The following is a 9,574-nucleotide window of genomic DNA, read 5'->3' as shown; positions in this document are numbered from 1 at the left end:
TACATTTATTAAGATCAGTTACAATGGTTGGTATTAAGATTAAAATAAATTATCAACTAAATGTTGCATATAATTAAAGCATATACGCTGTAAACAATATTATATTGTATTTCTATTAATTTAATTACTTTATAAAGTATTTTTTATATTATCAACATGGTAAATATCGTATAATAACACAAAAAATTCAATAGTATAATTTTTGAACTATATATTCCTGAAGTTGGATATTTATTGTTAATACTGGCTATTTTATTAATTATAATGTTCTAGTAAAATAAAGTTTTAAATGTGACTTTTAAGATAAAATTGTTTTTTAGAATGTCTATATGAATAAAGATGAGAAGCAGAGAATTATAAAGAGATTGATATATCGAGCAACGTATCGCGGATGTAAAGAAAGCGATCTTTTGTTAAGCAAATTTTTAAGTAAGCATCTTGAATTTCTTAGCGATAAAGAACTACTAGACTTTGCATTAATTTTGGATTGCGATGACAAAGACGTTTATGAATGGACAACAAATAAAAAACCCTCCCCCAAACATTTAAATAAAAAATTAATTAGCATGTTAAAAAGTATAGAACAGTTATAGTAACCCTTGTATGATAAAATTCCTGGATATTTTGCTGATCACTCTTATCAAACCACTGCTAATTACTGCTAATTTAATCAATTGAACTGAATTTAGCAGCAATTTCTTTCAAAACTTACATCTTTATAAATCTAAAATTGCTAGTTTGGCATCACTTCTGCAAAATGCCGAAAATATAAAAAAGAACATCTATATTATAGAGATAATAGAATTAAGTAAACGATGATATTAATAAAATAATGGCAGTATCTCTTTTGTTAATTTCATTACTTATTTTCTTGAATTATATGGATATACTACCACTGTACTGTCTATCTCTTTTTATTTTTTCTTTACTATATCTCCTTTCACTAATTTTTACACAATTTAGTTTTATCTAGTAGTTTTTTTATAAATTTTATATATACTTATAGTTAAATATAGATGGTTATCTTATGGATCAGTTATTACGTTATATATTATTACATTGTTATAGGTTTATACGCAATAGTATAAACTTTTGGTTAATTAGAGAAGAAAATTATTTAGATAATAATAATGATTTACATCAGCTTGCGAAAGATGGCAACGTTGCAGCTGTTGAACGTCTTCTAGTAGAAGATAATGAAAACATCAATGAACTAGATACTAATGGTATGGCAGCTTTACATTATGCAGCTGCACGTGGCCATGTAGAAATCGTAAGAACTCTGTTAACACAAAATAATTTGGATATTAACGTAAAAACACCAATTACTCATATAACACCATTACATTATGCAGCTACACATGGACATGTAGAAATTATAAAGCTTCTTTTAGCAACACGTAATGTCATTGCCGATACACAAGATCAAAACGGCAGTACAGCTTTACATTATGCTGTGGTCTTAGATCATGTAGAGGCTGTAAAGCTTCTTATAGGTATGCATAATCTTGTAAATAATTCTGGTATGCATGCTATACATTGTGCTGCTGAACATGGAAGCGTAGCAACTTTGCAGTATATGTTAGAGCATTGTGCAGATATTGATATAGACTTACCAGATAATCAAGGCAATACTGCCATACATTCTTGTTGTCGTCATTTCAAAAAAGATACTCTTGCTAGTGTATTGCAAATTTTAGCAGAGCATAATGCAACCATTGATTTACAAAATTTTACAGGAGAAACAGCATTACATATTTTATCTGGCAATGGAAATGCAGATGGTGTTAAACTATTAGTGAAGCAATATAATGCTAACATTAATTTACGAGATAACCATGGTAACACAGTTATGCATTTTGCTGCTAAAAATGGGCATACAGATGTTGTTAGATTTTTCTTGGATTGTAATTTTGATATAAATGCACAAAATGATTTTGAAGAAACTTCTCTTATGGTTTGTAAAAATAATAATCTAGGGCTAAAAATAGCTGAATTATTTATTTCTCATATTGTTACATCAAAACATTGTAATAAAGATAACTGTACTGAACAATCTTGTATAGAACAATCAGAAAAATTTGGAGTAAATCAAGAATTTATAGATAGGAATGAAGCGTTGGCGAAAAGAGCTACAGATATGTGGACAATAAAAAATACCTATGTCAACAATTACAATCTATATAACTTATATTATTTATCAAATAATATAAGTTATATGCAAATGAAATGTGCTAATTATGATGTAGTTGAAAATTGTTACAGGTATTGTGCACAAACAATTCCTACAATTGCTAAACGTGTTCAAGATAATATCAAATATGCTCGATTAATGCCAAGCATAATAGAGAATGCAGATAAGATGGCAGGTTTTCAATATCTGCCTAATGAAATAAGATATAAAATTTTTAGTTATTTAGGGTTGCGTGAATTAGAAGCATTGCAACTTTTAGCAGATGATTTAAATAGTTCTAATGTATCAAGTCTTCAATTTAATAATGAAGTAGATTTAAATACTCAGCCTATAGGTGTAGGTAACGAGAGTTCCGTCTAATGAATAGGTTAATAACGTCAGTTTAGGATAAGAAAAGAGATGAAAGGTATACAAAGAGAAAATTTTGAATTACAAAGCAAATTTAAATAAAAATAACCTAGCATGAAAAAATGTATTATGGTAGTATACTATTTAATAGATAATTTTTGCAAGATATATCAAGAATAGGAAAGAAAGAGATTAATACCAACTAATAATCAAAAGAGAGATACATGGTTATCTTAATCTGGTGTTACGAAGGTATATTTTCTAAAAATATTAGGGCAGCAAATGTTAAATATAGCTAAGCTATTATAAAACAGTTATATTATATACTTTTGATAAAGCTCCAAAGTCGTACCAGTTTATAATGGTATAGCTATAAGTAAAAAGAGGTGTAATACCTATTCATGTATTTTTGTAATACTGCTTAGCAGCTTTGAGTTTATATTTAGAAAAGGAGTAGTACATTCTTCAAAAAAAATTGACTAATAGCTTATAAACAGATACAATAACGTTTAAGATAAAATACTGAGTTAGTATTAGGTATTAAAGTAAGCTTTTTACTATAGAGTATTTTCTATATAGTTAATTCAGTGGGGATGTAGCTCAGTGGTAGAGCGTCTGTTTTGCACGCAGAAAGTCGGGGGTTCAATTCCCTTCATCTCCACCATGTTACCATAATATTTTTAAATAGTGCGGCAGTTTTATTAAAATTTTTCTTATTTCTAATATTCTTAGGCTACAAAAAAAAACTCACATACTACTGTACAGGTATAAGATAGTAAAGTTTAATGTTTCACTGTTTTTTAGAATTCTATGCAACTAGTGATTTCTGCCTAAAATCAAGCATGTACGCTTAAATGATCTTCCGTAACTAAGAACAAAAAGCTTTGCTGTCACAATCCCAAGGACTAATAATATCATCTCTTACATAATAAAAACTGATTTTTCATGATATGTAGCTCTAGCTATACAAACATCAGATTAGGATAATGAATCTGATCTACATCTTTTACGTCTATCTCGATATTTATCAGCAATAATTTTGAACCGTTTTAGCATACCAATAACGTTTTCACTCACAACTCTTTCTCCTGCTAATCTAAGATTATTTTTTTATCATTATTTTATCTATCACTTATATTGATCCTAGGTTAGATAACTAAAATATTGGTAACAAATAATAGAGTGTTTTTATTGTTATAAATGCGCTAATATTTTTAGCATAAGAGTTATGTAGAAAACCAGCTACAAAAATTATTGCGTTTCCTATTATTGGAGCAAGAGTTAATAATAATATTAGTTTCCAATGCTTATTAAATCTTGTAAATAATTTATTATATCTTGCAATTAGATTAGGATTTTGATAGTAAAGATATATTTTATAGCATAGTTCGCCTAAAAAATAATTTATGCTACCAACACAAAACAATGAAGCTATAATAGATATTACTACTAAATGTAATTGATAGTTGCCAAAATGTCTCATGGCACTAAAAACATATTCTGATTCAATGCTAAAAATAAAATTAGAAGCAAAAATATTACTTGCTAATAGTAGATATATTTCAGATATGTAGGTCATTGATAACGATGCAGATATATTTTTAAATCATTATACACTTATATATTAAAATGATAAAATAATTATTCTTACTTTCGATTATAAAAATATTTCTAGTTTTAATCATGTTAGGACTTTTATAAAAATGCATATATGAAGAAAAAGATATGTTGCAATTAAACTGCCTAAATAAAAACTGACAAATCTTGATTGTATTATGATTAGTGATTTTTTGATGTTTTTACGAAAGTATAAAATGTAATAGAAGTGTCTTTAATTTGTAAATTGTTACATTATATCTTACTAAAGTAGTTAATAATTAGTAGCGTTTTCAATTCAATAGTGAATGTTATGGCATATAAAAATTTCCAGCAGTTCTTAGAATTACTACAAACAAAAAATTTATTACACCATATTTCAGAACCTGTATTTGCTAATCTTGAGATTACAGAAATTAGTCGTAGAGTATTTAACAATAATGGGCCAGCTCTTTTTTTTAGCAACGTGTTAGATGATCATGGAAATAAATATCAGTATCCAGTAGTATCTAATCTGTTTGGTACAATGGAAAGAATTGCATTAGGGTTAGGTGGAGATATTTCCTATTTGAAGGAAATTGGAAATCTACTAGCCTTTTTAAGGCAGCCAAATCCTCCGTCTTCTTTTAAGGAGATTTTAAAATTATTGCCAATTGCAAGAAAAGTGATAAGTATGCCTCCTAGAATTGTATCAACAGGAGCATGCCAATCAATAGTAATGAAAGAAGTGAACCTATATTCCTTGCCAATTCAAAAATGTTGGCCTGATGATGTTAGCCCTCTAATTACTTGGCCTTTAGTTGTTACTAAAGGTCCTACATCTGATCAAGTTGATCAATTTAATTTAGGAGTATATCGATTGCAATTGATAGGAAAAGATAAATTATTAATGCGATGGTTAAAACTTAGGGGTGGAGCTCAGCAATATTTAAGATGGTCTCAAACCGCAAAACATCAGTCTTTTCCTGCAGCTGCTGTTATTGGAGCTGATCCAGCAACAATTTTAGCTGCTGTTATGCCATTACCAGAAAACGTTTCAGAGTATAATTTCGCTAGCTTATTGAGAGGAAGTAATATTAATCTGGTTAATTGTTTAACTATTGACCTCAAAGTGCCAGCTGAAGCTGAAATAATCTTAGAGGGAGAGGTTAGCTTTGATGATTATCAGAATGAAGGGCCTTTTGGAGATCATACTGGCTATTACAATGAAGTAGAAAAATTTCCAGTTTTTACTGTTAAGGCTATTACTATGAGACCTAATCCTGTATATTTAACTACTTATACTGGCAAACCTCCAGATGAACCATCTGTTATTGGCGAAGCATTAAATGAAATTGTGATACCGTTAATTCAAAAACAATTCCCTGAAATTTTGGATTTTTGGCTTCCTCCTGAAGGGTGTTCATACCGAATTGCAATTGTCAGCATCAAAAAAGATTATCCAGGCCAAGCTCAGCGAATAATGATGGGAGTTTGGTCTTTTTTAAGGCAATTTATCTATACTAAATATGTTATTGTAGTAGATAATGATATTAACATACGCAATTGGAAAGAAGTAATGTGGGCAATATCAACTAGAACAGATCCTCAAAGAGATACTACAATAATTAATAATACTCCAATTGATTACTTAGATTTTGCTTCTCCAGAATCAGGACTAGGCAGTAAAATGGGTATTGATGCTACCAACAAAATGTATCCTGAAACTACAAGGAAATGGGGTAAAAAAATAGACATGCCTCAGGATTTAGTTGATACAGTAACTCAAAAATGGCATCTTTATGGATTTAATAAAAATATTATGTAAACGTGCAATGTGAGGATATACATAGCCTAAACTACTATAAAACAGTTATACATTAAGTGGTATTTAATAGACCTCTTTCGAAACTGGTCTAATGTATTAAAAGTTATAACGAAATATTAGACCTTGCAAACCCTTTGCGATTATATACTTAATACTTCTCATTATCCTAATCTGGTGTTTATAAAGTTGATGCTTCGATCAAAATACTTTTAGCAATTGTAGCTGCAGATTTAATTCCGATTTGTCCACCATGTTCTAAAATCACTGCAACAGCATATTCAGGCTTATTAGTAGTAGAGAATCCAACAAATAACCCATGAGCAGCTTGACTTTGCAAAGATGATCCTACTTGAGCACTACCTGTTTTACCTGAAATTATTAGCTTAGTTTTATCACTATGCAAAGAATAAGCAGTACCACTACTTTCATTATTAATAACAGCCTTTAAAGCTTGACGAATAAAGTCAATATGACCTGCATTAATATTCAAATTTTTATGATAACCATCTTCATCTAAAGTCAAACTTAACTGCAATAATTGCTTGCCATTAGCAATGCTAGTAATCATTCTTGCTAATTGCAAAGGAGTAGTAGTAATATATCCTTGCCCAATAGCCACATTCAGTGTATCACCTAATATCCATCGTTGTTTTGTTTTTCGTTTTTTCCATTCTGGCGTAGGTAAATTTCCAACTAGTTCATTCGGAAGATTTACTACAGCCCTTCTCCAAAATCCTAACTTTCTAGCCATTGCGAAAATAGCATTATAGCCAATCAAACTAGCAAGATGATAAATATAACTATTACACGAATATTTAATTGCACTAAGCATGTCAACATTACCATGCCCACGATGATTCCAACAGCTAAAATTAGTATCGTTCATAAAGCTTTTACCATTACAATACACAGTTAACTTAGAATTAACTCCTGATTCTAAAGCTGCAAGTACAGTTACTAATTGAAATATTGAACCAGGAGGATATAACGATTGTGAAGCACGACTAACCAATGGTAGATTAGGATTATCTAGAAGCGCTTTCCAGTCCTTTGTACTAATTCTTCTAGGAAAAGCATTAATATTATAACCTGGAACTGAAACTAGAGCTTTAATCTTTCCAGTATTTACATCAGTTAATATTGCAGCCCCTACTCTATCATCAAACATCTCATAAAGTTTATTTTGCAAATTAACATCAATGCTTAATGCTATATCCTTACCAGGAATACTAGGTATAGTATCAAGCTCTCTAACCTTTAGGCCTCTAGCATCTACTTCAATCTTTTCAAAGCCACAAGTTCCCCTAAGATCTTCCTCAAAATGTTTTTCAAGACCTCTTTTTCCAATTTGGATTCTAGTGTGTTCTATATTTAAATTTGCCCTTTCAGCATCATTAGGCCATGCTGTATAACCTAAAATATGTGATGTTGATAATGGATAAGTATAGGTTCTATATTCCATACAATCAATATATATACCTGGTAAATTTAATGAATTTTCTTCTATTGCAGCTAGCTCATCCCATGAAATATTATCCATAATAAGAACTTCATAAAGATTTTTACTAGTAAGTATTTTTTGGTTAATTTGTTCACGCTTTTCGGTACTAAAATTTAAAATATCATATAGTAAATCAAGAGCAACATATTGATTTTGAGCTAGAGTCTTCTTATTTGCCTTAATTTGATAAGCACGCTTATTAAATGCTAAAACATTACCATTACAATCTAAAATTTTTCCTCTCCTAGCTATTAATAATACAATATTAACCCTATTTTTATCTGATAAAATTTTATATTTACTAGATTGAAAAATTTGTAAGTGAAAAAGTCTACCAGCTAACATACATAATAGACCTAATTTCCCTATCAATAATAGAAAAGCTCTGCGATTAATCAATCTGTTTTGATGTACTTTGTTATTCAACATCACTGAGTGTTAAATTACGAAAAATATATTGGAAAATTTTGCTTAAAGGAAAATAACACAAGCTGCTAGTTAGAATTTTGAAAATTAGAATCTGATAATTAATGTTTATATGATCATAAATAGCGATTAGAAATAATTTTAAACTAGTAAATAACATTAGATACATTAAGCAAACGATATAACTATTACAATAATCCAATAATTTAAAATTCTTTTGTATAGCAGTAAATACTAAAAAAGTAATTATAAGAACTAGAGATGTGATGCCAAAATGAGTACCATGCCAAAAGTCTATTATTAAACCATATGTAAAAATTGAAAACAGTGATGCTCCATAATAAAATGCAGCACAAAAAACAACCACAATTTCAATATCTGGAAAAGCAGAACTATCGATTCTTAAATTAAATAAAATAAAATTAAGTACACCAGAAAGTAGAATTATAAAATAAAAAATTACCGACTGATAAAGCATAATTTTTATGATACATAATGCGATTTAACTATATCAACGTCTTTATTGACATAACTATTCATAACTAGTCCAATCCCAAGAAGCGTAGAAGCAATTATCGTTCCTCCATAAGATATTAACGGCAAGGGAATTCCAACAACAGGTAGTAACCCTGTTACCATAGCAATATTAATAAAAACATGCCAGAAAAGCATAGAAGCAATGCCAATTGCAACTAATTTGCTAAAAGTATTTCTTACATTAATTGCAACTACTAAAGAATAGCAAATTATTATAAAATATAAAGTTAATAGCAGAAATCCACCAATAAACCCAAATTCTTCTCCTAGGCAAGCAAAAATAAAATCAGTTTGAGGTTCTGGCAGAAAATTTAAATGACTTTGAGTTCCTTGTGCAAAACCTTTACCGCTTAACCCACCAGAACCTATCGCAACTTTAGACTGAATAATATTGTATCCAGAACCTAGTGGATCAAGTTCTGGATTAAGAAAAACTTTAATGCGTTTCTTTTGGTAATTATGTAAAAGGTTCCAAATAATAGGCAAGAGAATTATTCCAGCTATAAATGTAATAATAAATATCCATAGTGTTATTCCTGCTGCAAAAAACATTGATGCTGTAATAAGCAGTATAATTATTCCAGTGCCTAAATCTGGTTGTTTAATTACTAACGTTATTGGTATCGCTATTAATAATAGTGGAACTATACTATACTGTATCTTTTTTAGTTTATAAGCACTAATGTCATGAAAATATCTAGCTAGCATTAGAATGACAGAAATTTTTGCAACTTCAGAAGGTTGAATTCTGAGAGCAGAAATACCTATCCATCTCCTTGCCCCCATTACCTTATATCCTGCAATCTCAACCATAACTAATACAACACACACAATAAAATATAAAATATACGAGTATTTATATATATATCTTACATCTACTAAGGCTAACAGTATTCCAATTGGTAAAAACGTAATATAATATAGAATTTGCTTATGAGCGCGCAAAAAAAACTTACAACCAGTTGCAGAGTATAATGTTATCAATCCAAAAAAACAAACTATGCATATTGTCAATATTAATGTAAATGGCAACATTTTAAGTTTATCCTTAACTAATGATCTATTCTGGTATATCTGCATTTTGAATATTTCACTTATGGATTATTAGTTTAAGCATACCTTAATAATAAATTTTTCTCATTACTATTCTTAGTTTCAATGCTAG

The 9,574-nt window shown here is 29.3% G+C and carries 5 protein-coding genes and 1 tRNA gene; 4 read left to right on the top strand and 2 right to left on the bottom strand.

Translation table 11 applies throughout. The annotated features are described in order from the left end of the window. Window positions 1–365: 365 nt before the first annotated feature. The 4 genes from DK405_RS12660 (at window position 366) to DK405_RS12635 (ending at window position 5,945) form a co-directional block, all read left to right on the top strand. Entirely contained in the window at window positions 366–593 is a 228-nt protein-coding gene (locus DK405_RS12660; protein WP_231967898.1) for a succinate dehydrogenase assembly factor 2, read from the top strand. Window positions 594–1,027: 434 nt separating this feature from the next. Further along, window positions 1,028–2,554 (top strand): ankyrin repeat domain-containing protein, encoded by a 1,527-nt coding sequence (locus DK405_RS12655; protein WP_045912165.1) that lies wholly within the window; start codon window positions 1,028–1,030, stop codon window positions 2,552–2,554. 577 nt (window positions 2,555–3,131) lie between these two features. Beyond that, window positions 3,132–3,206, top strand: a tRNA-Ala gene (locus DK405_RS12645). Between the two features lie 1,245 nt (window positions 3,207–4,451). Beyond that, complete coding sequence (locus DK405_RS12635) at window positions 4,452–5,945, top strand: UbiD family decarboxylase (RefSeq protein WP_045912163.1); 1,494 nt, start codon at window positions 4,452–4,454, stop codon at window positions 5,943–5,945. 178 nt (window positions 5,946–6,123) lie between these two features. Here the strand turns inward: DK405_RS12635 and mrdA are convergent, their stop codons facing one another. Together mrdA and rodA are read right to left on the bottom strand one after the other, a co-directional pair. Continuing rightward, window positions 6,124–7,875, bottom strand: coding sequence for a penicillin-binding protein 2 (gene mrdA / locus DK405_RS12630; protein WP_045912162.1), 1,752 nt, complete (start codon window positions 7,873–7,875; stop codon window positions 6,124–6,126). Between the two features lie 480 nt (window positions 7,876–8,355). Next, window positions 8,356–9,489: a rod shape-determining protein RodA gene (gene rodA / locus DK405_RS12620; RefSeq protein ID WP_109510732.1), complete on the bottom strand. Its 1,134-nt coding sequence runs from the start codon at window positions 9,487–9,489 to the stop codon at window positions 8,356–8,358. Window positions 9,490–9,574 lie beyond the last annotated feature (85 nt).

The sequence above is a fragment of the Orientia tsutsugamushi genome, assembly GCF_900327275.1.
Classification (GTDB): domain Bacteria; phylum Pseudomonadota; class Alphaproteobacteria; order Rickettsiales; family Rickettsiaceae; genus Orientia; species Orientia tsutsugamushi.
This window is presented reverse-complemented; position numbering and strand designations above follow the sequence as displayed.

Bases quoted from the DNA above. Each gene is read 5' to 3' on its own strand.
- mrdA (WP_045912162.1), bottom strand. From the start codon at position 7,875: ATGTTGAATAACAAAGTACATCAAAACAGATTGATTAATCGCAGAGCT.
- DK405_RS12635 (WP_045912163.1), top strand. From the start codon at position 4,452: ATGGCATATAAAAATTTCCAGCAGTTCTTAGAATTACTACAAACAAAA.
- DK405_RS12655 (WP_045912165.1), top strand. From the start codon at position 1,028: ATGGATCAGTTATTACGTTATATATTATTACATTGTTATAGGTTTATA.
- rodA (WP_109510732.1), bottom strand. From the start codon at position 9,489: ATGCAGATATACCAGAATAGATCATTAGTTAAGGATAAACTTAAAATG.